The sequence below is a fragment of the Marinospirillum alkalitolerans genome, from assembly GCF_045055655.1.
GTDB classification, from domain to species: domain Bacteria; phylum Pseudomonadota; class Gammaproteobacteria; order Pseudomonadales; family Halomonadaceae; genus Marinospirillum; species Marinospirillum alkalitolerans.
The window spans coordinates 613867-640513 of record NZ_JBANFI010000001.1; the positions used below are offsets into that span (position 1 = coordinate 613867).

Genomic DNA, 26647 nt, shown 5'->3' on the forward strand with positions numbered 1-26647 from the left:
CGACAAATTATGCAGCCAGCATAGAATAAGCCAGCTGACATTAACAAGGCTTTTTTTAGAGATTAAAACGACGGTTTTTCTGACTCTGAATAGCCAGGTGATGCTGCAGCCAACCAATGAAAGCGCCCTCGATCTGAGGGTCAAATGAACTCTTTTTTGTGAGCCGTTTTTTTAGCCATAAGCTGATTACAGCAGAGGTGTAGCATGTTGTCCTTTAAAATCGATTCGGAGCAATCGATTCTGACCTTGTCCGTTTGGGGTGGTGGTTTCTTTGCCTTAACTGGTTTGGTTTGGGGAATGTTGGCAGGGTCTTTAGCCATTCTTTTTGATGCCGTTTACTCCTTGGTGAGTTTGGGCCTCTCTCTTTTATCCTTGCTGGCCCTGCGCTTAGCTCAGGCACCGGCGGATACCCACTTTAACTTTGGCCGCTATCTTGTTGAGCCTTTGACCATTGCACTGAAAGCCTTGGTGATCCTCTTGGTGTGCTGTGTTTCGCTGGTCTTGGCGGTGACTTCTTTATTGACAGGTGGCCGTGAAGTGGCCGCAGATATTGCGATGATTTTTGCTCTGGTTAGTGTGCTGGGTTGTTTGGCCGTCTGGTCCGTGATGCGTCGTTACTTGCGTGATGAGTCTTCAGTTCTGGTTGAAGCTGAGAGTCGTCAGTGGTTGATGGATAGCGTACTCAGTGGGGCGGTGTTGCTCGGTTTTGCGGCCGCTTGGCTGCTGGATTATCTGGGTTATCACGCTTGGGCTGTTTATGCTGACCCTTTGATGGTGGTTGGGGCTTCGCTCTATTTTATGGCGGTTCCGGTCAAGATGTTGCGTCAGGCGGTGGCTGAAGTGCTGATGGTGACACCCGGTCCCAAGTTGCGTAAGCAGGTCTATCGGTTACTGGCTGAGTTGGATATTCACCGCAGCCATTGCAAAATGGCCAAAATTGGCAGCCATCTGATGGTTGAGGTGGAGTGGCCTGTTGAATCGATTCATGAAATCGAAGGGCTGGTCGAGCGGATTGAAGCGCAGCTGAGTGAGTTGGAATTAGAGCCGATGGTGCGAGTCAACTTCCATCCAGCCGATTCGGATTACTGGCATGCCGATGCCTGATCGCATTCATTCGCTCTAGCCTTATTGAACGAAAGTTGGAATGAGAGTTGGAATGAGAGTTGAAACAAGAGCTGAAACAAGCAGTGGCAGATGATCAATGACCCCGAGAGTGGAGCGCCCACTCTCGGGGTCATTTGTTTATCCTGCTGGTGGCAGATCGCCCTGCTGCACTTCTAAGCCACAGCCTAGACTGCGAGCCAGTTCAGCAAAGCCAGGGAAGGAGGTGTTCACTGTGGCGCAGTCTTCAATAATGATTGAGCCAGCAGAGCGCAGACCGGCAATAGCAAAGCTCATCGCAATGCGATGATCATGGTAGCAAGGCAGGCGTGCGCTGCCAAAGACTGCCTGCTGATCGCCACGACCTTGAATATCAATGCCGTCTTCAACCACGGTGCAGTCGATGCCCAGAGCGGCCAAACCATCGGCCATGACCTGAATCCGATCTGATTCCTTGACGCGCAATTCCTCTGCACCGCGCAGACGCGTGGTGCCTTCTGCACAGGCCGCAGCAATAAACAGCGCCGGAAACTCATCAATCGCCAGTGGTACCAGATCAACAGGAATATCTATCCCTTTCAGTGGCGTTGCGCGAATACGCAAGTCAGCGACTGGCTCGCCGCCGATTTCACGCGGATTCTGGATCTCGATGTCGGCCCCCATCAAGCGCAGGATATGGATCACGCCATCGCGGGTTGGGTTGATGCCAACATGCTCAAGAGTGAGATCGCTGCCGGGTGTCATGGCGGCGGCCACCAGGAAGAAGGTCGCTGATGAGATATCGGCAGGAATATCGATGGCCGTGGCCTGAAGCTGGCCGCCACTGCGGACACGCGCAGTCGCACCTTGCTGCTCAACAGCATAGCCAAAGCCACGCAGCATCCGTTCGGTATGATCACGGGTTGGCGCGGGTTCGGTGGTGGATGTTTCGCCTTCAGCCCAGAGTCCGGCCAGCAGCAGGCAGGATTTAACCTGCGCCGAGGCCATCGGCAGGGTGTAATCAATGCCGCGCAAGGTCTGCCCACCGGTGATTTTAAGCGGTGGACGGCCTCCTTCTTGTGTCTCGATCTTAGCGCCCATCAAGCGCAGAGGATCAGCGACGCGGTTCATCGGGCGTTTGCTTAAAGAGGCATCGCCAGTCAGCTCTGTATCAAAAGGCTGCGCGGCGAGAATACCCGCCAGCAGGCGCATCGAGGTGCCTGAGTTGCCAAGATACAAGGGGCCTTTGGGTGCTTGCAGGCCATGAAGACCCACGCCGTGAATGGTCACTTCACCGTGATGGGGGCCTTCGATCTGTACACCGAGATCACGAAAGGTTTGCAAAGTTGCCAAGGCATCCTCGCCTTCAAGAAAGCCTTTGACCTGCGTGGTGCCTTCGGCCAAAGCGCCGAGCATAATCGAGCGATGAGAGATGGATTTATCGCCAGGAACGCGGATGGAACCCTGGAGCGCGCCACTGGGCGGCTGGGTGATAAAGTTGATTTTTTGATCAGTCATTTTTTGATAGCCTGTCGCATTCAGCAAAGCTGTAAAGTAATCGCGCGCGGCCTTGGCGCGCGTAAAGGTGGCCACCAGATGATCCCCGTCGGCTTGATCTATGGCGCTTCTCAGGCGTTGTACACCTGCGACAAAATCATCCAAGGCACTGAGTGTGGCCTCGCGATTCGCCAGAAAAATATCACGCCACATGATCGGGTCACTGGCAGCGATCCGTGTGAAATCACGAAATCCCCCTGCGGCATAGCGAAACATCTCCAGGCGCTCATCCTGACTGGCCAGGGTATCGACTAGGGAGTAGGCCAGCAGATGGGGGAGATGGCTGGTGCGTGCCAGCACTTGATCATGCTGCTGCATGTCCATTTCCAGCACTTCAGCGCCGCAGGTTTGCCATAATTGGCGCACTTGGGCCAGCGCTTGGGGATCTGTCTCTGCCTGCGGGGTCAGGATCACCTTGCGCTGCTGAAACAGATCAGGCAGCGCAGCGGCCACACCGCTTTTTTCTGCACCGGCAATGGGGTGGCCCAACACCAGCTGCGCGGGGATGTGGCCAAAAACCCGTTGCGCGGCTTCGGCTACCACCACCTTGCATGAGCCCACGTCAGTGATGACAGTTTCGGGGCGCAGATGGGGTTGCAGTTGGCGCAGGACGCTCTCGACGGCCAGCACGGGTACGGCCAGCAGAATCAAATCTGCTGCGCTGGCGGCACTGGCTAGATCCTCCGTGACGGCATCGACGACACCCAGGCTCAGCGCTGCTTGGCGCTCAGCTGGATCAAGATCCATCCCGACAATGCGCGCATAGAGCGGCCGAGCGGCCAGTGCAACCGAGCCGCCAATCAAGCCGAGGCCGATCACCAGCAGTTGTTTCATTGATCCAGCACCTGACGTAAGGCCTCAAGAAAGCGTTGGTTTTCTTCTGGCAGGCCGATACTGATGCGCAGATGCTCCGGCATCTGATAGGGCGCGAGCGGGCGGACAATCACGCCCTTCTCAAGCAGGGCCTGGTTGATTGCAGCGGCATCGCCAACGCGCACGCAGATAAAGTTCCCTACTGAAGGAATATATTCCAGCCCCAGTTCATGAAAGCTGGTTTCAAGCTGGAGCAGCCCAGCGCGATTGGTCTCCAGCGACTGGGCGAGGAAATCTTGATCTGCCAAGGCTGCTTCTGCTGCGGTTAAGGCCAGCTGGCTGACATTAAACGGCAGGCGGATGCGATTCAGCGTGGCGGCAATCTGCGTTGAAGACAGGCTGTAGCCGATGCGCAACCCAGCCAAGCCATAGGCTTTAGAGAAAGTACGGCAAATAATCAGATTCGGATAGTCCGCCAATAGGGCCAGACTCTTGGGATAGGCGCTTTCAGTGACATATTCACAGTAGGCCTCATCCAGCACCACCAGCACCTGCTCGGGCACCTGCGCCATAAACTCGCGTAGTTGCTTCTCGCTCAGCCAAGTCCCTGTTGGATTATTGGGATTAGCAATAAAGACCACGCGCGTTTGGGCATCGATCGCAGCGGCCATAGCAGGCAGATCATGGCCCCAGTTCTTGGCTGGAATTTGGCGATGCTCTGCATCTGCGGCCTGGGTAGTGATGGGATAGACAGCAAAAGCATACTGGCTATAGACGGCATTGGTGCCGGGCGTGAGCCAGCAGCGGCCAATCAGATCCAGCAGTTCATTAGAGCCGTTGCCGAGGGTGATCTGTTCTGGATCGAGATCGAGGCGCTCAGCCAAAGCGGCCTTGAGGCGATAGCCGCTGCCATCAGGGTAGCGCGGCAACTCAGCAAGACTGGCTTGCAGCGCGGCAACCACTTGGGGGCTGGGGCCATGCGGGTTTTCATTGCTGGCCAGCTTGACGATCTGCTCCAGCGGTAAGTTGAGTTCGCGCGCCACTTCGTCGATGGGTTTGCCCGGCTGGTAGGGCGTCAGCCCCTGAATACCGGCTTGGGCCAGTTGGAGAAAATCACAGCTCATCATGCTTCCCTCTTATTTAGAGAACATCCTGGATTAGAGAACACCCTTAGGATAGGAGCCTAAAACCTTCATTTCGGCTGCACGCTCACCCAGTTCGGCCAGCATGGTTTGGATGCGTGGCTCCTGCTGATGGCCAGTGCAGTCGATGAAAAACACATAGTTCCACGCCCCTGAACGGCTAGGACGGCTTTCAATGCGGGTCATATCCACCTGATGGCGATTAAAGACCTCAAGCAGCTGGTAGAGTGCGCCTGGCTGGTTACGCATAGAGAGCATCAATGAGGTTTTATCTTCGCCCGATGCGGGTGTGGTATGGCGTCCGATAATCAAGAAACGCGTGGCGTTATCTGGTGTGTCTTCAATATTCTCAGCGTGTTTTTTGAGGCCATAGAGCTGGGCGGCCATATCACCGGCGATGGCGGCTGAATGCCATTCACCACATACCTTGCGTGCCGCTTCTGCATTGGAGGGCATAGGCACACGCTCAACGCCTGGGTAGTGGGCATCAATCCACTTGCGGCACTGGGCCAGAGAGGAAGCATGCGAATAGATGGTCGAAATCTTATCTGGACGGGTGTTCTCACCCAGCAGCAGATGCTGATGAATGCGCAGCACCACTTCACCGCTGATTTGCAGGCCAGAATCCATAAAGCTATCCAGCGTATGGCTAATCACGCCTTCAGTGGAGTTCTCGATGGGGACCACGCCATAGTCAACGCTGCCAGCTTCGACCTCGCGAAAGACTTCATCAATCGCCGCCATCGGCAAGCAGATGGCCGAATGACCAAAGTGCTTCAGCGCCGCCTGCTGCGTGAAGGTGCCTTCAGGGCCAAGATAGGCCACCTTGATGGGGCGCTCTAGCGCCAGACAGGCCGACATGACTTCACGGAACAGCCGTGCCATTTCTTCATTCGAGAGGGGGCCGGTATTGCGCTCCATGATGCGGCGCAGCACCTGCGCTTCACGCTCAGGGCGGTAGAACTGGGTGTCTTCGCCTTCGGTGGCGGTTTTGACCTGCGCTACCTGCTGCGCACACTGCGCGCGCTGGTTGAGCAGGGTTTGCAGCTGTTGATCCAGTTGATCAATTTCTTCGCGGAGTTGGGCTAAATCACGCCACTGACCGAGTTCTTGTTGCGCCATCTTGTTATCCCCACTTGTGTGCAAAATCTGTCATGAATGCGGTTAAGGCGTCGACTGCCGCCTCAGGTACGGCGTTATAGAGGCTCGCACGCATACCGCCAACGCTGCGGTGTCCAGCCAGGTTGAGCAGTCCCGCTGCTTCTGCTTCTTTGAGGAAGGTTTTTTCCAAGCTGGCATCCGCCAAGCGGAAGGGGACATTCATCTGCGAACGGTTGGGCTTGGCAATCGGGTTGCTGTAAAAATCCAGCGTATCAATGGTGTGATAAAGGCGAGCAGCCTTGCGCTGGTTGATCTGCGCCATGGCCTCCAAGCCACCCACCTCGTTTTTGAGCCAGTCAAAAACCAGTCCAGCCAAATACCAGGCAAAGGTGGGCGGGGTGTTGTACATCGAGGCATGATCAGCACAGACACGATACTGAAACATCGTTGGCGTCTGCGCCTGAGCGCGATCGAGCAGGTCTTCACGAATGATGACCAGTGTCAGACCGGCTGGGCCGATATTCTTTTGTGCACCGGCATAGATGACGCCAAAGCGTGAGACATCAATCGGGCCACTGAGAATATCCGAGGACATATCGCACACCAGCGGCAGATCGTCGCTGACCTCTGGGATGTAATCAAACTGGAGGCCGCCAATGGTTTCATTGCTGGTGTAGTGCAAATAGGCCGCATCGGTGCTGAGTTGGATCTCGCTTGGCGTTGGCACCCGCGTTAGGCCGTTGGCTTCACTGCTGGCTGCCAGATGGGTTGGCAGATAGCGCTGGCCTTCTTGTATCGCCTTCTGACCCCAAATGCCGGTATAGATATAGTTGGCCGTACCGCCTTGACCACCGAGATTCAGCGGCAGCATAGCAAACTGGCTGGAGGCACCGCCTTGCATAAACAGCACTTTATAGTGATCAGGAATGGCCAGCAGGCTGCGCAGATCCGCTTCGGCCTGTTCCGCAATACTGATAAAGGCTTCACTGCGGTGGCTCATTTCCATCACTGACAGGCCACGGCCTTGCCAATCGAGCATTTCATCGCGTGCGCGTTCGAGAACAGTTTGGGGAAGCGCAGCAGGTCCAGCACAGAAGTTAAAAAGACGACTCATGATGGTTCTCTTATAACTCAGGGTGAGAGGGATAGAAAATGCCACCTATCATACAGTAAATATTGCGCTGTCGCCTCCGTCCTCAGAGGGATCAGCTGGGGTTTTTGTGCGTGTGCAAAAAGTCCTTGGGCGAGAAGCGATGCTGCGTCAGCTGCTCGGCTTCTTCTGCGCGATGGGTGATCAGAATCAGGCTTTGCTGTTGGCGCTTGAGTTGTGCCTTGACCCATTGGCAGGCTGTATCACGAAGTTGATCATCCAGCGCACTAAAGGGTTCATCCAGCAGCACCAGCGGTTGCGGGCGCAACAGTGTGCGTATTAAGGCGAGACGTTGCTGCTGACCGCCAGAAAGCTCTGCTGGCCGACGATCCAGCAAGGTCGCCACCTCAAGCTGTTCGCAGGCGCTGAGCACAGCCTGCCATTGCTCAGCCGTGGGGTGGCTCTGCGCAAAGCCCAGCCGTAGATTGGTGGCCACCGTCAGGTGTTCAAAGAAATTCTGCTGCTGAAACAGATAGCTGACGGGACGTTTTTGCGCTGGCTGCTGGCTGACATCCACACCAGCTATCCACAAGGCCCCCTGATGGGGAATAAAGCCAGCGATGGCCTCTAACAGGGAGCTTTTGCCACAGCCACTGGGGCCCATCAGGGCGATCCCCTGACCGGCGGGAATCTGTAGATCGTAACACCAGCGTTGAGTTTCGCGCTGCACACTAAACTGTTTGAGTTGACATCCTGACATGCGAGACCTACGTCACTGACGGTCTGGAGCGCTCAAGCCACATCAGACCTAAAAAAGAGAAACCGAGCAGCAGCAAGGAGGCCAGCGCAGCCTCATTCAGACGATAGCTGCCTGCCAGTTCATAAATCACCCAAGGCAGGGTGGGCCAATGGGCGGAGCCAAAGAGGCTAAATAAGGTCATGTCACCCAGTAGCAGCACCAGCACCAGCCCCGCACTGGGTAAGAGGCAGGGTTTTAAAAAAGGCCAGAGGACATCGCGCCAGTGCTGCCAAGGTGTGAGGGCGAGGCTTTGGCTCAGGCGAGCATAGGACTGGTGATATTGAAACATCGCCGGCTGGATTTGGCTGAAGGCATAGGGCAGTGCCACCAAGCTATTGAGCAGAATCAGCGCTAGCCATCCCCAGTCTTGCCAATAAATCCACGGCAAAAAGAAGAGATACACCCCCACGGCCAGCACCATACCGGGCACCACCAGCTGATGCAGCGCGATCAGCCGCGTGAATCTGGCCCAAAGGCCGCCTCGCACGATAGCAAAATGGCTGAGTGACAGTGCCATGCTGAGGCAGAGCAAGGTTGCGGAGGCGGCCAGAAGGAGGCTCCAGCTGCTGGCTTGAAGCAACAGCAACCAAGGCAGCTGCGCGTTGAGTCCCTGCACTGCACGCGGTAAGAGCACCAGCAGAGGCAGGCTTAAAAAGAGCCCAATCAGCAGATAATAAAGACGCCCAAGGTAGAGGGTGAGGCGGTGCGGGCGAGGTTGCCAGCTGGGGCCAGAATCGGCGACCGCCAGCCAGCTGAGCTTGCCAAAACGCTGGAAGAACCAGAAGAGGCTGCCTGCGAGCAGCAGTTGTGTCCAGGCCAGAAAGAGGGCCTCACCTGGATTGAAATCAAATTTCAGCGCTTGATAAATCGCCACTTCGAGTGTGGAACTGGCTGGGCCACCGCCAAGGGTGAGCACCACGGCAAAGCTGTTAAAGCACAGCAGAAAGATCAGCCCGAATAAAGGCGCAAGAATCGGGCGCAGTGCAGGCCATTCAACATGATACAACTGCTGCCAAAAACTGAGTTGAAGCTGGCTCGCTAAACGCCAGCTCTGGCTGGGAATACTGGCCCATTGCGCGCTCAGCAATCGAATTGCTAAGGGTAGATTCAAAAACACATGGGCGATCAAAATGCCCTGCAGGCCGTAAATCTGCCATTCTGGTCCCAGCAAAGGAGCCAGCCAGCCTTGTCGTCCTAGCAGCAGAATCAGGCCGGTAATCAATACCAAGCTGGGCAGGACAAAACACAATAGGCACCAGCGCAGAAAAAAGGCTTTCAAGGGCAGCTGCCGATCCAGCACCAGCAGCCGCGCCAGAGGCAAGGCCAGCCCCACCGCCAGCAGACTACTGAGCAGCGCCTGCTTGAAGGTAAAGCCCAACAGCTGCCAGAACCAAGGATCGCTGAGCAGGCTGTAATCGGGTCCGGTTCCTTGTCCACCAAGCGCCCAGAAGGCACTCAGCGTCACAAAACTACTCAGGGCCAGAAAAAATAGGCTCAGGCGGTGTTGCCACATCAACTAGCGACTCACGGCCGTGCGCCAGATGCGTATCCAGCGGCTGCGTTGCTGATCTAGTTCTTCAGGGGTGATCACGAGCGGTTCAGGCTGAATCAAGGCCTCAAAGGCATCGGGGAGCACCACGTCATCGATCACCGGCAGCATCCAGTTGCCAAGTGGCAGTTCGGCCTGGGTGCTGGGGCTGAGTAGAAAAGCCAGAAAATCGCGCGCTAAGTCGGGATTCTGGCTCCAGCGACTGATCGCGGCAACTTCGATCTGGCGTGGATGGCCTTCTTCCATCAAGACAGCCTGATAGTTAAAGTCCTGCTCTTCAAGCCAATGATAGGCAGGAGAGGTGGAGTAGCTGAGTACGTAATCAGCCTCACCCGCTAAAAACAGGCTATAGGCATCAGACCAACCTGAGGTGACCGTCACTGTGCGCTCCGCTAAGCGTCGCCATGCCTCAGGCGCTTGATCACCATAGACCTGCTGGATCCAGATCAGTAGTCCCAGCCCCGGCGTGCTGGTGCGCGGATCTTGATAAATAATCCGTGCGTCGCTATTGAGCAGTGCTTCAAGGCTGGTCACAGGATGGGGAGTGCGCTGACGATGATAGACAAAGGCAAAATAGCCCTGATCAAAAGGAATAAAGTGCGGGTGATCCCAGGCCAGGTTGTCTTGGAGGCGGAAGGACTCCAATGCCAGTTGATGAGGTTGTGTCAGCCCCAAACGCTCAGCCTCGGGTATCAAGCCTGTATCAAGTCCTAAAATGACATCGGCGCGGGTTCGCTGGCCTTCAAGGCGCAGGCGATTCAGCAGGCTGACACCATCTTCACTGCTGTTATACTCGACCCTGCATTGGCACTCTGCCTCAAAGCGGGCCTTCAAGGCTGGGCCTGGCCCCCAATCGCTGGTCATCGAACCATAGGTGAAGACGCGTAACAGAGGACGCTCATCCGCATGACTGAACGAAATACTGGTGGACAAGGCCAGCAAGATCAGTCCAAAAAACACAACCAGCCTGCGCGGCAGGCTTGGCATGACAAAGGTGGTGAACATGTCTTTCTCCTATCCCACTTCCCTACGCTGGCATGATCCAGATCAGGTGGTGCGGGTCTATTTTCTCAGTCTGGTGGCACATAACCGGCTGCGTGACCAGACACCCCGATGAGACGCGAGCATTCTAACCTGATCCCGCTGGGTGATTCATCTTCTGGTGTGGCTTTTTCTGTTGCTGGCGCTCAGGCGAGCTTGCCCTCTCCAAGGCTCAACTTTCCACCAGCCTGGCCTGCACCCCAGCAGGCGACTTTTTTAGCTTCTGGATCTGGCTATGATGTGTGGCGTGTCATCTGCCCCCAAGGGCGTGGTATATGGCGTCAGCGCCGCTCTGGAGCCAGTCCGTCAATCCTGCCTCAGGGTGCAGAGGAAGCACTGTTGCAGCAGCTCACCGGGCAGCCGTGGATGCCAAAGCTCTGGGCCATCGCGGCGCAAGGTCAGCTTTGTGCTGAAGTGCAGGGTGAGCGGGTTGATCCCGCCCGTGTGACACAAGCACAGCGTGATCGGCTGATCCAAACGCTGTTGGCTGTATGGCGCACACCCGCCTCCTCTTTACATCAATGGGATTATCCGGTGCTGATCGAGACCTATTGGCAGCAGGCTGGTCGACCTGACGAGTTGGAAGCTTTAAAACACCAGTTACAGCAACAGGCCGCCAGCTGGTCATCGCGGGTGTGTTTGATTCATCAGGATCTGCATCTTGAAAATCTATTGCTGGTGGATCAGCGGGACTGGGTGCTGCTGGATTGGGAGTATGGTGGTTTGGGTAACCCCTGGCTGGATGCGGTGGCTGTCGATCGCTGGCTAGGTTGGACGCCTGCCGAGCGGGTGCAGCTAGAAGGTGTCTTGGCGGCCTATCATCCTTTGGGCAGCCAAGCCTGGTGCTTGATGAGTAAGTGGCTGCATGGGTTGGATCAACTTTGGGCGGCGGCACGTTTGGCCCAGCTGAGTCGCGTCAAGACTGCTCCTGCTTAAAGCTGGGCGATCAAAAACGCGCGAGGGGCAGCCAACACCTTGATAATCCAGTAGACTCGCAACGGCAAAGAGGCGAGAAGCCGGCTTGTGAGTCTCAGGGCAGCTGATCGTTACATGAACAAGAGTGTGATCAAGACAAGACAAGAGAAGGAAAGAAGGCATGGCGTTACGTTCAAGTGTGGTGAAGGTGCAGCTTCAGCTGGCAGATTTGGAGCGCCACTATTATCAGGATCATAGCCTGACCCTGGCCCAGCATCCGTCAGAAACTGCGCAGCGCCTGATGGTGCGTTTGCTGGCCTTTGCATTAAATGCATCTGAACACCTTGAATTCTCTAGCAATCTGAGTGATGAAGGTGAGCCGGAGCTGAGCGAGAAAAACCTGCATGGTGAGATCCTGCTCTGGGTGGCCTTTGGTCAACCAGATGAAAAGTGGCTACGCAAGGCCTGCCAGCGCGCGCAGCGGGTCCGGCTGTATGCCTATGGTGGCCGAGCCGTCCCCATTTGGCTGGCCAATCATGCTAAAGAGTTAAAGCGCTTTGAGCAGCTGGAGATTTTTGAATTGCCCGAAGACCAGCTCAAAGCCCTGACTGAGCTTTACCAACGCTCAATGCGCTTGCAATGCACCATCAATGAAGGTCAGGTGTGGTTCACTGATGGTACGCAGAGTGTCGAGCTGAGCTTGGTGCAACATCGGCTGAGTTGATTAGTGATAATCAATTAATCGTGCAGCTGTGGCGGAAACATGTTCTGCTCCCACACGGATTTCGTTCATCACGCCGACAACCTGGTTGAGGTGCAGCTGGCCTTCTTGCGCCAGATTTTGCGCTTGTAGCACTGTCTTGGTGACCTTATCCAGCATGGCGCGGTTGTGATTGACGACCTGGGCGATTTCACTGGTTGAGCTGCTGGTGCGTGAAGCTAGCTGACGCACTTCATCAGCGACAACCGCAAAACCACGTCCTTGTTCACCCGCCCGCGCGGCTTCAATGGCTGCATTCAGTGCCAGCAAGTTGGTTTGTTCGGCAATCGCCTGAATGGTGCCAACGATATTTTCTATATCCTGAGCCTGCTGGTTGAGTTGCTCGATCAGCTGGGTGGTTTGATCGACCTGCTGACTAATATGCGATGAGGTCTGCTGAGAAATTTCAAGGGCTTGCAGGCCTTGCTGTGCCATCTTGGCTGTTTGCTCTGAAGTGCCGTTGGCCAGCTCGGCTGTTTCCTGAATGGCCTGGTTACGTAAAATGCGTTCGGTGATGTTGCTGGCAAACTTAATGACGCGTGTCACTCGCCCTTGCTGATCCTTGATCGGATTATAGGTCGCCTCAATCCAAACGCTCTGCCCTTGTGCATTGCGCCGCTCAAAGAGTCCAGATTTAAACTCTCCTGCAGCCAGTTCATCCCAAAAATGAGGGTGCTCTTGATAAAAAGATTCAGGGCAAAATAAACGATGATGCTGGCCTTGGATCTGCTCAGCGCGATAGCCGACTGTCTTTAGGAAGTTTTGGTTGGCTCGCAGGATTTGTCCTTGGGGCGTAAATTCGATCATCGCCTGAGACTGATCTAACGCAGTTAAAATGGCTTCTTGTGCTTGCTGTTGTTGGTGCTGCTGGGTGATATCTGTTGCAATTTTGATCACCTTGATCACGCGCTGCTGTGCATCCATAACAGGAAAATAAGAGGCTTCCAGCCAGACAGATTGGCCCTTCGCATTGATGCGTTCAAATTGACCTTGCTGGGCCTGTCCTTTGCTGAGCTGTTTCCAAAAGGCCGAGTAGTGAGTGGATTGAGTGATATGGGCAGGGCAAAGCAGGGAGTGGGCTTGTCCTCGAAGCTGCTCCAGGCTGTAGCCCATCGTATCAAGAAAAAGACGATTGGCTGTCAGAATAACACCCTCAGAACTGAATTCGATCAAGGCATTGTACTGGCCTAGGGCTTGGACAACGGATTGGGCCGCTCGGCAGGCTTGCTGTTCTTGCTCTAGTTGAAGCTTGTTTTTTTTGTGGCGATGAAACAGCATACTCCACTCCTTTCAATGAGATCATCAAGATCTCTAATTTAACAGAGTCTTCACTTGAGCACCTATAAAATGTAGTGATTTGATGTTGGCTGGAGTATTGGGGAAAGTGATGTGGGCTCGCTATGAAAAAGACCAAGGACGTGGCCTTGGTCTCTAGCTCGCTCGGCGCGATAAGAAGAATTAAACGCGGAAGCGATCAACTCTCTCTAGGAGCTTGCCGGCAATGTGATTTAAGTGCTGCCCCGCTTCTTCCATCTGACCGGATTCATCAGAGATATTGCTGGTCAGGTCGGTCAGGCGCACCACCTGCTGATTGATGCTATCCACAGCGAGGCTCTGTTCTTCAGTGGCTGAGGCAATCTGCTCGTTCATTGCCTGCACCGATTGAATCTCATGCAAAATGGTACTTAAGGCTTGGCCTGCACTGGCTGAGGTATTGGCTGCAGCCTGAGCCTGCTGCACACCGCTTTGCATCAGGTTGACCGCCTCACCGGCGACCTTTTGCAGCTGCTCGATAATGCTCTGAATCTGAGTCGTGGATTCTTGGGTGCGCTGTGACAGGGTGCGGACTTCATCGGCGACCACAGCAAAGCCGCGTCCTGCATCGCCTGCGCGCGCTGCCTCGATGGCCGCATTCAGCGCCAGCAGGTTGGTCTGCTCGGCAATGCCGCGAATGACTTCCAGTACCTTATCAATATTACGGCTGTCTTCGGCCAGTTGCTGGATGACTTCACCTGCCTGGGTCATGCCCTGCGCCAATTGTTCGGTTTCTTCTATATTGCGTTGAATGGTCGTCTGATTTGTGCGTGAGGCCTCACCCGCTTGTGAGGTGGATTGGCTGGCTTCAAGCGTTCTGCTGGCGACTTCTTCAACGCTGGCGAGCAGTTGGGTCATGGCGCTGGCCAGTTCATCGGTGGAGGCCTTTTGATAATCAATATTCTGATTCACAGAATCAACTGAGCTGCTTTGCTGCTTGGCGGCAGCGGCCAGTTGATGTGCGGCTTCTTGCACGCTGCGCATGATCTCCTGAATGCTGCCAATAAAGGTATTAAAGTAGCGTGCCAGTTCGACCAGCTCTTTACTGCCTTGTTCTTTCATCCTTTGAGTGAGATCCCCTTCGCCGCGTGACAAGCTCTTCATCGCGCGGACCGTTTTGTTGAGCGGTTGCGAGATACTGCGGATAAAAAAAATCAAAATGACAGCCAAGATGCCAAAAATGGTGATGGCCGTGGTGAAAGACTGCCATTCTGAAGCGCGAATATCGGCTTGGAGTGCGTCCAGATTCAAACCAGAGCCAAGCGTCCACCCCCAAGGTGCAAAATAGGCGGCATAGCTGGTTTTGGGGTCAAGTACATCGGGGTTGCTGGCATTGGGCCATTGGTAATCCACAAAGCCACCGCCATTGCGTGCCACTTCATATAAGCTGCGCACGAAATAATGGCCTGTTGGATCACGCAGCTGGGTAATATCCTGACCGATTAATGCCGTGACGGCGTTAGCAATCGAGATACCACGACGATCACCAACAAAAATATAGTTGCCCTGATCAAAGCGCAGTGCCGATACGGCCGCCAATGCCTGACGCTGCGCTTCTTCTTCTGTTAAGACACCCTGCTGACTGAGTTGATAATAATGACCGACCAGATGGGTGGCACTTTCAACAATAAAAGTCATGCCTGTTTCATAGCTAGCACGTAGGTGGGTGCGTGTCTTCCAGGCATCCAGAACCGAGTTCGCCACTATCCCTAGAGCAAAAAGCGCAAGGATCATCCATGCCCGCGCAGAAAGTGAGACTTGAGAAAGCGAAGTGTTCATGCTCTAACCTCGTTGAAAGTGGAGCTGATCTGAAAAAGGTGGCGCGTGATTTTTCAGTACACAGCGAATCATTGGTTATTCTAAAGCAATAAGTGCTTAGCGGGTTGTTTTTGCTCTTGTTTTGTGACCTGAGTCCTCTGCCATTGCTGACAGGTGTGATTCAGCGCCTTGAGGTCTGCGTCAGAAGTTGCGTGTTCTATTTGCTGGATCAGTGCATGGAGCTGGTTAGCTGCTTCGGATGCAGGCACACTGGCTGTGCAGGCTGCCTGCCTGGCTTGCTCCTGCTTGAGGTGTAACTGACAGGCACGTTGCAAGACCTTCATGCTGAACCCTCCTGGTTGAATTGATAAACACGGACAAGATTAAGCGCACAGTCAGGGACATAGACCGTTGTTCCCTGAGCATGAATGAGATAGGGCATCCAGAGCTGGCCTGAATCTTCTCCTGCACCAAAGCCCTGGTAGTGGCAGACAGGCTCGCCTTCCAGCGTCAAGACCTTCAGGGCACGATTGACCAGATCAGAAACGATCAGATGATCTTCGGTATACGCGATGCTAGTGGGGAGCAAAAACTCAGCCTGATCCGTTGAGTAGCCTGGCTGACCAAACTGCCCTTGATAGACATCTTGTTGATTAAAGATTTGAATACGGTGATTGAACTGATCAACCACATAGCAGCGTCCTTGAGGATCGAAGCAGAGATCACTGGGGGTATTGAACTCACCTTCTTGGTCGCCCAGCTGGCCGAAGGTGCTGACAAGACCGCAGATGCCAGTGGTCGTGATGCGCCAGCGAGCGATGCGATGCTGACCGGAATCAGCGATTAGAATGTCTTGGTTGATTGGATCTATCGCGATACCTTGTGGACGCTCGAATTGCCAGGGCGCGGTCCCAAAACCTCCGAAGAAGCGATAGGGTACCCAGGTTTTGAGCTGAGGATGAAGTTGATAGAGCGTAATCAAGCCATTCAAATAGTTGGAGGTCACAAGAAGGGGGGTGTCTGGTTGCAGGTGTCCCCAGAGGCGCTTTTTAGGGATAAAACTGGCCATGCCCAGTGTGCCAGGAAGCAGTGGCAGGCTTGCTCCAGTGAGGTCTGGGTCTGTGTGTCTGACCAAGGTATTGCCTGAGTCGAGCAGCCAAAGGGACGGCTCTTGCTCTGGCTGCGTGGTGAGCAGCTGCCACCAGGTACGCTGCCAGCGCTCTAGCCATTCGACCTGCCAGGACCAAAGCAGGTGCAGCCAGGAAGGCAGAGGCATTAGATTCGCCGAGCTGGATAGCAGGCCAGTGCGCGGCGGCAAAAGAGAAGAAGCCGAAGGTGCTGGAGAAGGGGAGGACACTGGCTGACTGCTGGGTTCGATCAATCCGGCCAGGGCCGTCACAAAATGCAGCTGTCCCTGCTGATTGCGTGCATCACCAGCCGTGCGAACCACCCGAGGAAAGAGTGGGCGATGGGCATGGAGCTGGCGTAGATCGACTTGATACAGCCCGACCTGTCCGAGTAGTGGCTCGTTGATCAGCAGTTGTTGTGCTTGTGCGCTGGGCGTGATCTGCATCGGTGCGAAAAAACCACCCAAGGCTCCCAAGCGCTGCCCATCCTGATGGTAGACAGCAATCGCATTGCTTTCAGCGCCGGGCAAGAGCAGCCATTGCTGGTAGCAAGCCACATCACGCGATAGGGCCAGACCATCAATGACAGCGCGTCCTGTATCAGGGAAAACCTCACCCTGTCCAGACCAGTCGCAGCGTAGGAGATTGTTCATCCCCGTGTTAGCGATATAAATCCGCCCTTTTGCGTCCAGGCTAAGTCCCTGAGGCCAAAGAAGGTCGAGAGGTTCAGTCGAGTTGGGGCAGTGCACTTGATGAATCGAGCGTTGGTAGCGGCCTTCTTCATCGCAGATCACCAAGCGACTCGCACCGTCTGGGCCTTCATAGAACTCATCAGCGATGCAAAGCAGTCCCTGATGAAAAACGATGCCATTCGGGCCAGCAAGAGGTTCGGTAAAATCGGGTCCGAAATCAGCGATGGCCTGAATCTGATCCACACCTTGCTGATAATCCAGAATCTGAATGCGCTTGTTCGCCATATCCGTAACATAGATCCAAGCCCGCTCTGGATGGGCTAAAAGACGAAACGGCATGTTGAATTGCCCCAGTTCTTGGCCATAGCCACCATATTGGGCCAGGAGCTGGGTGAAATCATGATTGAAAATCAGCAGTCGATTATGGGCTGTATCGGTCACCCAGAGGCGCTGTTCTTGATCTTGGCAGCTGCCAACAGGGGTGTTCATTGACCAGCGCTCAAGATCTGAGCTAGGTAAGGCAGGCAGGGCTGTAAAATAACGTCCAAGTGTCTGGGTATAGCTCAACATCGCTTCATGCTCTTGTGGCGTCAGTCTTCCTTGTGTCAAGGATCTAGCTTGGACAAGGGGCCTAAAGATTGATCAGGAGTATACTTTTTTCAGCTCCTTCAAAACTATGTGATGAAAGCCAAGAGCGCAAGGAAAAAAGTGCGACTTAGGTCGTAAAAAAATCGATGCGCCAATTGATCTTGGCCGATCCGCCTGCTGAGCCTTTGTATTGCTTGTGTTTCAATTTTGTCTAATATTTTTCCACCTCAGATCACACGCCTCGCCTTTGAGATCAGAAAATGTGATTGAATTGGCACTTTATTGTTTATCCGCGTCTTGTGTTTTTTTAGTGCTCGACAGCCAGGCTTTTTTGCTCTAACTTCGCGCGCCTTTCTGAGATCTGTTCATGATCTGCGCGGCTTGGTTTCCTGTGCTTTTTCTGGGGCCGTTATTTCTTGTGTTGTTGTTGATTGTCTTGGTGTTTTGATTGAGGCCAGGGCGGCAGAGTCAATGCCGCTCTGCCCTGATGAGGTGAGTATGAAAAAATACTATGGTGTTCTTTTGTTGCTGTTTTTTTGTAGTCCTTGCGTTGTGCAGGCCGCCACTTGGCGCGATCAGCCTTGGGTCACGCAGGAGTCCACTCATTTTGTGCTGCATGGTCCAGTCACTTTGGTGGATCACTTTGCGCCTGTTGCTGCGCATGCCGAAGAAGCCTATGCCTTTTTGACTCAAGAGCTGGCCTGGCAGCCTCGAGCGGCGATTCATCTTTTGGTGGTGGATGATACAGATGGTGTCGATGGTTGGGCGAAGGTGCTGCCTTTTGGGATGGCATTGATTAATTTATCACCCCCCGATGACCTGAGTTTTTTGGATCACAGTGATGACTGGCTACGCGCTTTGATCTGGCACGAGCTGACCCATGTCGTGCAGATGGATCAGGCGGCTGGCTTTCCTGGTGCGGTGCAAAGGGTGTTAGGTCGTCAGCCACTGACTTTTCCTCATATGTTTCAGCCCTTGTGGTTATTAGAGGGCTTGGCGATTCAATCAGAATCCTGGTCCGAGGCGCGCTCAGGTCGTCAGTGGAGCACTCTTTACCAGATGCGCATGCGCGCTCAGGTCGAGGCGGGTCTGGCGAGCTTGAGTCAGGTGAGTGCACCCTCACGTCAGTGGCCATTAGATCGCGCCTATCTCTACGGTGCCTGGTTCTATCTTTTCCTTGAAGAGCAAGAAGGCGAGCAAGCTCTTGAAGCCTGGTTGCAAAGCTATCGTCGCCACCTGCCGGGTTTTGTGCGCCGTGCTTCTGCGCAGGCCTGGGAGCAGAATTTTGATCAGCTCTGGCCGCAGTATCAGGCCTGGTTGGCGCATCGCTTTGCTCCGTTCAATTATGCAGCGCCTCAAGGACAGCCGCTGACACAAACAGGGCTTTTTGATGCGCGGCCAGTGGTTCGTGGCGATCAGATCTATCGTCTGCGCTACGATGGCCATACGGCTTGGCAGCTCGAAAGCTACTCCATCGAGGGAGAGGTGACCCATCTGGGTCCAGTGGATTTTGCTGGCCCGATCGATGTGAATGCAGCGGGTGATCTGGTGATGGCCGCGATGATGACGCGTGTGGATGGTCGTCGCTATGGTGATCTATGGCTCAAACGCGAGGGCGAGGCTTGGCAGCGCCTGACACAGGATGCGCGTTATCGAGATGTGCGCTGGAGTGCAGATGGTCGTTTTCTGATCGCCAAGCGTTGGTCCGCAGGACGCGCGCAGCTGGATCTGCTGGATGCTCAGGGTCGTTATCAACGAACGCTGTGGTTGGGTGAAGAGGATCAGGTGCTCGGCGGCTATGCAGTGCATCCGGCGGGTGATCAGCTGGTGGCCAGCCTGCGTCTGGGTCGTGAGAGCTGGAACCTCTATCAGCTCGATCTAGGCACGGGTCAGTGGAGTCCATTACTGACGGGGGCGGCGGTCTATAGTGATCCTGTTTATGACCCAGAAGGCGAGCGCCTGCTCTTCAGTGCAGAAGAAGAAGGCAGCTATAACCTCTATCAGCTGACACTGGCAACGCAAGAGTTAGTGCGGTTGACGCAGATGAATACTGGTGCTTTCACGCCAGTTTATACAGCGCAAGGCCTTGCCTTTCAGCGTTATTCAGCCAGAGGCTATGATCTGCATTATCTTGCGGCGAGCCAGTGGTTGAACGAACCTGCGCGTCCCTTAGAAGCCAGTTGGCGTCAAGCGATGGCGGCGGCTGAGCCAGTGTCACTGACGCCTGCGCGGCCTTATCGCCCTTGGGCAACGCTGCGCCCTCATGCGTGGATGCCGGTGGTCGAGAGCAACAGTGATCGCACTCAATATGGTGTAGAAATCTCGGGTCAGGATGCCAGCTTGCGCCATCAATACACCTTGCGTTTGGCTTATGATGATCTGGCCGAAGATGTCTTGGGTGATCTGACCTACGAATGGGATACGCGCTATCGCCTGCATCTGGAAAGAGAATTCGCCGAGTCGCGTGTTGATGGTGATTTGATGGCGCTGCGCGATGAGCTGAGTGTTGGCTTGGCGCGTTTAGCACTCTGGACGGCGGATCACGACCGACTGCGCCTGCATGCTGGCGCCTATTTTGAGCGTGAAAGAGCCGCTTGGCGTCGCTCAGAGCAGGTCATCTTATCGCAGACAGAGCGCAGTGATTTGGGTGTGGCGCTGACTTGGCAGCGTCAACGCTTTGGCCTTGACAATCTAGGTGGCCCAGCCTCGGGTTGGTCGGTGCTGGGTATTGCTGAACACCATGCCTGGGGGGATTACGAAGGTGGGCGTGTGCATTTGGATGGACGCTACTCTTGGCATTTAGGCCGCTCTCACGTGGCGGGTGCGCGTCTGTATGCTGCCTACGCAGAAGCGGAGGCCAAGGCCTTTGAATTAGGTGGCGAGAAAAACGAGATGGCTGCCAGTTTTGTTGGGCGCGATCGCTATCCTCTGCGTGGCTACGGCAGTGACAGCCTGCGCGTGCACGAGTTTGCCGCTGTCACGCTGGATTATCGCTTGCCTTTGGCACGCATCGATCGCAGCTGGGGCGTCCATCCTCTAGCTGCTCAAGGCTTATATGCCACCTTATTTACTGATTATGCGCACCTGAAGGGCGGTGAAGGCTATCCCGGCGTGGGTCTCGAACTGACCTTGGAGACGCATCTTCTCTATTCCATGGATCTACCGATTTCCATCGGTTATGCCTATGGCACAGAAGAACAGCTGGGTGGTAGCGAGTTCTGGCTCCGCATCGGCGCTGAATTCTAAGACTGGGTCAGCCAAGGACGGATGGCCTCGATCCAGACGCTGGTTTTATCGCTCAGGCTTAAGCGCGCGTGGGCAGGACTGGTTGAAGGCAGCTGAATAGCAGGGCGATCACACCAGGGTGTACTGAGCTGAGGAAGCACCTTGCGCTGATAGGTTGTCCACGCCGTGCCGCCATTGCAAAAAACCGCCTCAGTGGTGGGATGGCGCGCAAACCAGGCCGAAAAATCCTGCGTCTGGATACTCTGTGGCAAAATAGCGCTATCAAGGCTGGAGGGTCTGATGCAGGCGGCCATCACATCCCAGACGCCGATCCCTGCTCGCTGGAGCTGCTGCACACGCTGGTCATAGGTAAGATCGGCGCAGAAACCGAGCAGGCTGGCCATAATCGGCCAGAAAGCATTGCGTGGATGGGCATAATAGGCTTGAGCACTGAGTGAGGCCTGCCCTGGCATGGAACCCAGAATCAACACGCGGGCTGAAGCTGGCTCGATGGGCGCAAGGCTATGAATGGGTTGCATCAGTCATCCTTAAAATCAATGGAGAAGGTAATGAAAATTTGGGTCGATGCGGACGCCTGTCCGACAGTGATGCGAGAAATTCTGTGTAAAGCGGCTGAGCGGGTCAAGCTGCCGCTGATTTTTGTGGCCAATCAGCGCGTGCCTGTGCCCAGTTCAGAGTGGATCAGCGCCGTGCAGGTGGCTGCGGGTTTTGATGTGGCTGATAACGAGATCGTTCGTCGTGTTGCTGCTGGCGATCTGGTGATTACCAGTGATATTCCGCTGGCAGATGAGGTGATCACCCAGGGGGCTTTGGCGCTGAATACGCGTGGTGAGCTGTACACTGCCGATTCGATCAAGGCACGCCTGAATATGCGTGATTTTATGGACACCATGCGCTCTAGTGGTGTGCATACCGGCGGCCCTGCGGCCTTGAGTCAGGCTGATCGGCGTGCGTTCTCCAATCAGCTCGATCGCATTTTGACGCGTTATCGACGCCAGCATCCTGTGAATGCTGCTAGCCAATAACGCACCAAAATATGGCTTAAAAGCGTGATTTGCACCGAAATTGGGCGAAAATAAAGCCATTCAGGTGGCTGGAGCCAACAAAATAAACTGGTATACTTGTTGCATTGCAGAAGATTCAACGCTCTTCACAAGAGGGCGTAGAAAAAACTCCTTGTTGTTCTCCATAAGTCAACATCGTCAGGATAGATGCTATGCAAACCACTCATCGTTGGCTTTCGATTATCGAAGGCTGTCTTCTGGTCGCTCTGGGCGTCCATTTATTGCAAGTTTCCCAACTATTGATCAGCGGTACAGCGGGCCTCGGTCTGGTGCTGATTCAGGTGACCAACCTGTCCTTTGGACAGCTGTTCTTTTTGTTGAACCTGCCTTTTTATATTCTGGCTTGGCGAACGCTGGGGCGTGCTTTTACCCTACGCACCTTTTTGAGTATCTCGCTGCTATCCGTGCTTTCTGAGCTGATGGCCCGCTATGTTCATCTTGAAATTCATCCTATTTTGGCCTCAGTGCTGGGCGGGCTGCTGGTCGGTTTTGGTTTGATCTTGCTGTTTCGTCATCAGGCTTCCTTGGGTGGAATGAATATTCTGGCTGTCTATCTGGAGCGACGCTTTAACTGGCATGCCAGCACCACCTTGCTGATTGGTGATCTGGGCGTGCTGCTTCTGGCGCTCTTGTTGCTCGAACCTGCCCAGGTGATCTGGTCGGTATTGGCCTTTATTGCACTGAGTTCAGTGGTGAAGCGCTATCATCGTCCACCGGCTTGGGCCGTGCCTAAGCCAGCAGCGGCGGGTTGATCCGCCGTTGTGAAGGGATTGCGGATCAAGGTGTAGCAAAAAATAAATTTTATTTTGTTTGACTTAGGTGCAGAAGAAGCGCAACCTTAGCTTCGTTGGTGCAAGGTGGTTTCAGTGTTGTAACCCTAGTGTGATCGAAGTTGGCATATAACCTTTCGGTAACATCAGTACTTCATGATCCCTATCTTGATTTCCACATTGAATGAGCTTGGGAAATCATTTCTGAAAGTTCTGATTATTAAAAATATTGAAAGGTGTAAATACTATGGCTAACGGCACAGTTAAATGGTTCAACGATACTAAAGGTTTCGGTTTCATCACTCCAGACGACGGTGGTGAAGATTTGTTTGCTCACTTCTCTGAAATTCAATCTTCAGGCTTCAAAAGCCTGGCTGAAAACCAGAAAGTGTCTTTTGAAGTGACCACTGGTCCTAAAGGCAAGCAAGCTGCTAAGATCCAAGTGATCTAAGTCGCCGTCCTCCTAGAGAAGCTGTCTTAGACAGTCTTCTTGAAGAAGACACAAAAACCCGCTTACGAGCGGGTTTTTTGCGTCTGTGATTTTGTTGTCAGCCTTGTGTGTCCCTTCAATTCTTATGCTTACTTTTTTATTCAGTCCCTCTGCCTATCCGCATCGATCAATGGAGTCAGGTGTCGATTGAGTCAGGTATCGAGGCCGAGCTTGCCGGCCAGAAGCACACTGGCTGTTGGGTTGGCAGGGGCTTGCTTAATCTGATCGAGGCTGCACCCAGAGTTTGACGCGACGAATCCAAGGTAGATCCTCAATGGCATGGATCAACGCCTGCTGGAGCCTCTGTGCATCGATCAGTTGATCCTGCTGGTGGGCGAGTTGATCTTGTGTGTAATAAAGATCAATCTCGATTTGATGATCCAGATAGTGGAGTGTGATCTTTTGCGGTGGCTGATAATCCGCCAGACCTTGCCAGCGGTTTTGCAGCAGCTGCATGACTTCAGGGCGTAAAGGCAGCAGAGCTTCAGGACGCGGCGTCGGGACTTGGGCATCGTCTTCAGGATCGATGTGATAGGTGATGTCATCGATATCCGCAAAGGTATCGCGTAGATGGCGTGCCACCCAGACACCGATTTCATGGCCTTCAGAAACACTGATATGCGGCGGCACTTGCAAGTGAATATCCAGCAGCGTGCGATTGCCCATGCGACGTGTTCTGAGGTGATGCACATCACGGACACCAGAAATAGACAGCGCGGCTTCTTTGATGGCGCGGGTGGTTTCTTCTGGCAGAGCGGTATCCACCAGCTCCTGTAGGCTGCTCCAGATCAGCTGAACACCCATGCGGGCGATCATCAGGCCGAGTATCAGGGCAGCGAGTTGATCTAACCAAGAAAAACCAGCCAGGCTGCCCAGTACCGCCACCAAAACCACGACAGAAGAGAGTGCATCGCTGCGATGATGCCAGGCATTGGCCGTCAGAAGTCGTGAGTTGAGCTGAGTCGCAATGCGCAGCGTAAAGCGGAAAATCCATTCTTTACTGGCGATGGATGCCAGTGCCACCAGCAGCGCTATCCAATGGGGAGAGGTCAGGCTGGTCTCGCTCCATAAGCGACTGAGGCTTTCCCAAGCCAAAGCGCCGGCCACGCCAATCAGCAAGGCACCCAGCAGTAAGGTCGCCAGCGTTTCATAGCGATCATGTCCGTAGGGGTGATCTTGATCTGGCGCTTGGCGGCCAAAATGTGTTGCCACCAATACCAGTGCATCACTGAGCAGATCCGATAAGGAGTGGAGCCCATCGGCAATTAAAGCCTGAGATTGCGCCCAGAATCCCACCAGTATTTTTATCAGTGCATTGGCAGCATTGATCCATAAGCCAATCCAAGTCACCCGCTGGGCAGCTTTTTTTTCTGCTGACTTGTTTATCGATCTGTGTGAATCGGGTGTCATGGCGGACTCTAGTGTGTTGGGCCATCCAAGCGATTAAAGTAATTCTTGACTGGATTGGCATACATGGCGAGCCACTGATGCTGATAAGCTTCTGGGCAGGCCGCCAGTTGTTGATTAAAGGCAGCACGATAACGCAAATCAAAATCGGGCAGCGCGATGTCCTGCAGCTCGCCCAGTGCTTCCAGTGCCAGATAGTGGCTTGGGAACAGGCGATAGAGGCGTGAGATCTGCGCATCTATGGCTTGCGCAACGGCATCGGCATCAGCCAAATCACTTTGCAAGGGTTCGCCAAAGGCAACATGCACGCGGCCTTTATAGCCTGCGATGCCTTGAGCAATGCTATGGATATCCTCAAACTCGCTCTTGGCATAGCTGCCATCCTGCTGCTTCATCACCAGTTCACGCGCTTTTTCTATGCCGAGAGGATCATATTCATAGCTGATGGCAACAGGCACGATGTTCAGCTGCTGAATGATTTCGCTAAAAGGGCGTTCTTTCTTTTTGGCCATGCAGAACATTTTGATGATCGCCGGATCGGTGCGATCGATGCCGTTTTTCGCTCGTCCTTCACGCTGAGCGATCCAGATGGAGTGCTGCTCCTGGTGCAGGCTGAAGTCGATATAGCGCGAGAGCTGCTGAAAGGCCGCCATCACTTGACGCACGCCCTTGGCAGAGCGCTGGACTATAAAGCTCTTGTTGAGTCGCATCAGATCGCTGACATAGGGCTTCTTGAGCAGATTATCGCCTATGGCAATGCGCACGGTGTTCATGCCGCGTGTATGCAGGGCATAGTTCACCAGTGCTGGGTCCATCGCGATGTCACGATGATTACTGACAAACAGATAGGTTTGATCTGGATCGAGTTTTTCGATGCCGTCCACACTCATACCATCGGTGGATTTGGCAAGCATACGCGCCATATAGGCTTCGACATACAGCTGCACATCTCGGACACTGCGCGCACGCCCCAGTAGGCGGCGCAGATTTCTGCGCACCAACCAGCTCAGCAAGGGGGCAATCAGGGGCGTGGAGGCCAGCTGAGGGAATTTAAAGCGCAGTATGGCCTGAGCCAGTTCAGGATCTTCTGCCAGCCGGTTGAGCACAAGTTGCACCTCATCGTCATGATAAGGGCGGATATTGGCAAATTCATCGTCAGGGGTGGTCATAAAGGCAGTGTCTCAATTTACAAGTCTGGCGGATTATTATTGAAGTGGTGCGTTGTTCTGGTGCTGGTTATTTGGGTGGCTTGTTGTTTGGCTCGATGCCTCTTCTAGAAAGCCTCTGATTATGCTTGTGCTGGCTCAGCGTGCAAAGCGCTATGCAAGCCTTCATGCAGCTGGATCAAGCGATCAATTAAGCCGCTGAGGCAGTTGGTCATCAGGATAAATTCGGCATCCAGTGCAATCAGCGGGTCTTGGTCTGGGTTCACATCGGCGGCTTCTTCAAGGAGCTGATCTGCATACTGGAGGGCTTTTAAACCCAATTGATCCGTCAGAGTGAAGTTGAGCTGATCCTGCCAGTTGAGGCGCAGTTGGGTGACCTGTTGGCCACTGGCAACCAGCTGGCGAATCTCTTCACTGTGCAGGTCTTGACCTTTACAGCGCACAACGGCTTGGCTGTCTTCTGGATCGCGCAGTTCACATTGATCCAGCAAGGTGAAATCCTGGGGTGGCTGATCGCTGAGCCATCCTGTCATCACCTGGGTACTGGTGAGTTGGGTATTCAGCGGGATAACGGGGAGACTGCCGAGGCTTTCGCGCAGTAGATTCAGCGCCAGTTCGCAGAGTTTTTCTGAGGCATGATTAAAGATCAGTCGCTGTTGGTGTAGATCTATCCAGAGATGGAGCTGGCGCGAGCGAGTAAAAGCTTGAGGAAGCAGCGTGATTTTGACTTCTTCTGCCAGCTGCTGCTTTTCTTTACGGCCTATTTTGCGCTGTTCGCTGGCGGCCCTTTGCTCGGCTAACAGCTGAACCTGCTCATTGATGACGGATCGAGGCAGGATTTTTTCTTCGATTTTGAGCGCAATCAGCCATTGATCGCCTTGCTGGTGGATCAAGGTGGTCTGACCTGTTGGTGAGACCCAACCCAGACTTTGCTCTTGCTGTGCAGAACAGGGCTGAAAGGCTTGCTTGGCCAGCCCTTCTTCAAAGCTCTGACTCTGCCAGGTTTGGGGGCGAGTCAGTTGATAGATGCGTAACGCTTTAAACCACATGAAAAAACCCTTCTGCTCATTGAGTCCGCTATTATCTCTGATCCCGAAGGGAGACGCCAGACTCCAGCCAAGGATGGTGTTGCGTTGTTGCGCTAAAAGCAAGATCCCCGCAAAAAGCGGGGATAGTCG

21 protein-coding genes, 1 pseudogene and 1 riboswitch are annotated in these 26647 nt (G+C 54.1%); of the genes and pseudogenes, 7 read left to right on the plus strand and 15 right to left on the minus strand.

Annotation, left to right across the window (positions count from 1 at the left end):
- The first annotated feature begins 204 nt into the window (after nt 1-204).
- A complete protein-coding gene (locus tag V6U78_RS02760; protein ID WP_405336950.1) occupies nt 205-1104 on the plus strand; it encodes a cation diffusion facilitator family transporter in 900 nt (299 codons plus the stop codon).
- 138 nt (nt 1105-1242) lie between these two features.
- On the opposite strand, the gene V6U78_RS02765 is transcribed toward V6U78_RS02760, so the two are convergent.
- The 7 genes from V6U78_RS02765 to thiB all read right to left on the minus strand — a co-directional run bounded on the left by V6U78_RS02765 (nt 1243) and on the right by thiB (nt 10136).
- Entirely contained in the window at nt 1243-3471 is a 2229-nt protein-coding gene (locus tag V6U78_RS02765; RefSeq protein WP_405336952.1) for a bifunctional prephenate dehydrogenase/3-phosphoshikimate 1-carboxyvinyltransferase, read from the minus strand.
- The gene (hisC, locus tag V6U78_RS02770) at nt 3468-4577 is read right to left on the minus strand and encodes a histidinol-phosphate transaminase (protein WP_405336954.1); all 1110 of its coding nucleotides are present in this window, start codon (nt 4575-4577) and stop codon (nt 3468-3470) included. The genes V6U78_RS02765 and hisC overlap by 4 nt, the downstream gene beginning before the upstream one ends.
- Before the next feature lie 30 nt (nt 4578-4607).
- A complete protein-coding gene (pheA, locus tag V6U78_RS02775; RefSeq protein WP_405336956.1) occupies nt 4608-5714 on the minus strand; it encodes a prephenate dehydratase in 1107 nt (368 codons plus the stop codon).
- A 4-nt stretch (nt 5715-5718) separates the two neighbouring features.
- On the minus strand, nt 5719-6807 hold the full coding sequence (gene serC, locus V6U78_RS02780; RefSeq protein ID WP_405336958.1) for a 3-phosphoserine/phosphohydroxythreonine transaminase: 1089 nt from the start codon (nt 6805-6807) through the stop codon (nt 5719-5721).
- A 91-nt stretch (nt 6808-6898) separates the two neighbouring features.
- On the minus strand, nt 6899-7543 hold the full coding sequence (locus V6U78_RS02785) for an ATP-binding cassette domain-containing protein (RefSeq protein ID WP_405336960.1): 645 nt from the start codon (nt 7541-7543) through the stop codon (nt 6899-6901).
- Between the two features lie 7 nt (nt 7544-7550).
- On the minus strand, nt 7551-9095 hold the full coding sequence (locus V6U78_RS02790; RefSeq protein ID WP_405337084.1) for an ABC transporter permease subunit: 1545 nt from the start codon (nt 9093-9095) through the stop codon (nt 7551-7553).
- Between the two features lie 3 nt (nt 9096-9098).
- Entirely contained in the window at nt 9099-10136 is a 1038-nt protein-coding gene (gene thiB / locus V6U78_RS02795; RefSeq protein ID WP_405336962.1) for a thiamine ABC transporter substrate binding subunit, read from the minus strand.
- A gap of 1 nt (nt 10137) precedes the next feature.
- Nucleotides 10138-10254: riboswitch (TPP riboswitch) on the minus strand.
- Here thiB and V6U78_RS02800 point away from each other — a divergent pair.
- Complete coding sequence (locus V6U78_RS02800) at nt 10245-11108, plus strand: phosphotransferase family protein (protein ID WP_405336964.1); 864 nt, start codon at nt 10245-10247, stop codon at nt 11106-11108. (Overlaps the previous riboswitch by 10 nt.)
- Nucleotides 11109-11268: 160 nt before the next feature.
- On the plus strand, nt 11269-11811 hold the full coding sequence (locus tag V6U78_RS02805) for a YaeQ family protein (RefSeq protein ID WP_405336966.1): 543 nt from the start codon (nt 11269-11271) through the stop codon (nt 11809-11811).
- A gap of 87 nt (nt 11812-11898) precedes the next feature.
- Here V6U78_RS02805 and V6U78_RS02810 read toward each other — a convergent pair.
- The 4 genes and pseudogenes from V6U78_RS02810 to V6U78_RS02825 form a co-directional block, all read right to left on the minus strand.
- Nucleotides 11899-13011: pseudogene (locus V6U78_RS02810) on the minus strand (methyl-accepting chemotaxis protein); the annotation flags it as partial.
- Between the two features lie 294 nt (nt 13012-13305).
- Complete coding sequence (locus tag V6U78_RS02815) at nt 13306-14940, minus strand: methyl-accepting chemotaxis protein (RefSeq protein WP_405336968.1); 1635 nt, start codon at nt 14938-14940, stop codon at nt 13306-13308.
- Between the two features lie 80 nt (nt 14941-15020).
- A complete protein-coding gene (locus V6U78_RS02820; RefSeq protein WP_405336970.1) occupies nt 15021-15263 on the minus strand; it encodes a hypothetical protein in 243 nt (80 codons plus the stop codon).
- On the minus strand, nt 15260-17347 hold the full coding sequence (locus tag V6U78_RS02825; RefSeq protein ID WP_405336972.1) for an NHL repeat-containing protein: 2088 nt from the start codon (nt 17345-17347) through the stop codon (nt 15260-15262). The genes V6U78_RS02820 and V6U78_RS02825 overlap by 4 nt, the downstream gene beginning before the upstream one ends.
- Before the next feature lie 477 nt (nt 17348-17824).
- On the opposite strand from V6U78_RS02825, the gene V6U78_RS02830 reads away from it, so the two are divergent.
- Nucleotides 17825-20572, plus strand: coding sequence for a hypothetical protein (locus tag V6U78_RS02830; protein WP_405336974.1), 2748 nt, complete (start codon nt 17825-17827; stop codon nt 20570-20572).
- Here V6U78_RS02830 and V6U78_RS02835 read toward each other — a convergent pair.
- A complete protein-coding gene (locus V6U78_RS02835; protein WP_405336976.1) occupies nt 20569-21090 on the minus strand; it encodes a DNA-deoxyinosine glycosylase in 522 nt (173 codons plus the stop codon). The two genes, V6U78_RS02830 and V6U78_RS02835, sit on opposite strands and share 4 nt — an antisense overlap.
- Before the next feature lie 30 nt (nt 21091-21120).
- Between V6U78_RS02835 and V6U78_RS02840 the strand changes: the two genes are divergently transcribed.
- The 3 genes from V6U78_RS02840 (at nt 21121) to V6U78_RS02850 (ending at nt 22857) form a co-directional block, all read left to right on the plus strand.
- The gene (locus V6U78_RS02840; protein WP_405336978.1) at nt 21121-21597 is read left to right on the plus strand and encodes a YaiI/YqxD family protein; all 477 of its coding nucleotides are present in this window, start codon (nt 21121-21123) and stop codon (nt 21595-21597) included.
- A gap of 191 nt (nt 21598-21788) precedes the next feature.
- The gene (locus V6U78_RS02845) at nt 21789-22388 is read left to right on the plus strand and encodes a YitT family protein (protein ID WP_405336980.1); all 600 of its coding nucleotides are present in this window, start codon (nt 21789-21791) and stop codon (nt 22386-22388) included.
- A 265-nt stretch (nt 22389-22653) separates the two neighbouring features.
- Entirely contained in the window at nt 22654-22857 is a 204-nt protein-coding gene (locus tag V6U78_RS02850; RefSeq protein ID WP_405336982.1) for a cold-shock protein, read from the plus strand.
- 255 nt (nt 22858-23112) lie between these two features.
- On the opposite strand, the gene V6U78_RS02855 is transcribed toward V6U78_RS02850, so the two are convergent.
- The 3 genes from V6U78_RS02855 to V6U78_RS02865 all read right to left on the minus strand — a co-directional run bounded on the left by V6U78_RS02855 (nt 23113) and on the right by V6U78_RS02865 (nt 26518).
- Nucleotides 23113-24246 carry a cation diffusion facilitator family transporter gene (locus V6U78_RS02855; protein ID WP_405336984.1) on the minus strand — a complete coding sequence of 378 codons (1134 nt, stop codon included), beginning with the start codon at nt 24244-24246 and terminating at the stop codon, nt 23113-23115.
- 68 nt (nt 24247-24314) lie between these two features.
- The gene (locus tag V6U78_RS02860) at nt 24315-25472 is read right to left on the minus strand and encodes a 1-acyl-sn-glycerol-3-phosphate acyltransferase (RefSeq protein ID WP_405336986.1); all 1158 of its coding nucleotides are present in this window, start codon (nt 25470-25472) and stop codon (nt 24315-24317) included.
- Nucleotides 25473-25591: 119 nt separating this feature from the next.
- Entirely contained in the window at nt 25592-26518 is a 927-nt protein-coding gene (locus V6U78_RS02865) for a recombination-associated protein RdgC (RefSeq protein WP_405336988.1), read from the minus strand.
- Between the last annotated feature and the right edge of the window lie 129 nt (nt 26519-26647).